The organism is Methylosinus sp. sav-2 (assembly GCF_004366495.1).
Lineage (GTDB): Bacteria > Pseudomonadota > Alphaproteobacteria > Rhizobiales > Beijerinckiaceae > Methylosinus.
Map to the genome: position 1 here is coordinate 85,854 of NZ_SOEJ01000013.1, position 892 is coordinate 86,745.

The window sequence follows — 892 nt, forward strand, 5'->3', positions numbered from 1 at the left end:
GCGCCGCCCGCGATTTTGAAATGATTCCGCCATAGACATCAGCCGACCCCGCATGAAAAGCGGGAATAGCTTAGCTTCGCTTTGCGTCATTCCTATTGCAGGCTTTTGACAGTGGAACGCGGCCATTCCGCCGAATGGCCCGGCCGGCTTCGGGCGAGCTCGCCTTCGATAGCCAGCCCCTACGCCGAGAGACCTGCGACCGAAATGCGGCGCGAGCGCTTCGGCCAGAAGGCGACATGCATTCCCTACCGAATTTCCAGATGCTACGCTTTCGCGCCGTCGAGACCTTGCGCCGAGCCAGCCGAGAGAAATCCAGGCGATGACGGCGGCCTTCGCGCGAAGAAAACTTCTTCTGAAATCGAGAGTAAGCCGACATTTGTCGCGGAGAAGATCGAAGCAACGAATTCTCTACAGAGGCTTTTCGCCCGCCACCCACCTTCGCGACTGCGGCGTTCGGCTTCGTCGAGATCGATGAAGCATGCCGGCAATCCGAGCGGCGCGCGGGCCGAACTCCTAGGTCACGCCGGTCGTGTCGATCGGCGCCGAGACCGACACGCCGGTCAATGTGCGAGCGGTCACGCAGAAAGCGCTCGAGGATCAGCAGGCGATCAATCGGACCGAGGCTCATATGCCGTGCGCGCCACATGCGGGCTGCCGGTCACTTCTCTGTGGGGATCCATGTTATCCACTACGTAAGCCTAGGTAAATAAGCGCTTTTTTTGGATCGATGGCAGATTCGTGAAAATTTTTGAAAGAAACGGTTGACAGTCCGAGGGGGGATTACTCTATAACGCACCCATCGACGGCGGCGCTGCCAACGAGCGGCGAACGAAGTCGTTTCTTCGTCTTTAGCGGAGTTCAGCCACCCGGCTGGTTCGTCGGGACGAAGAAA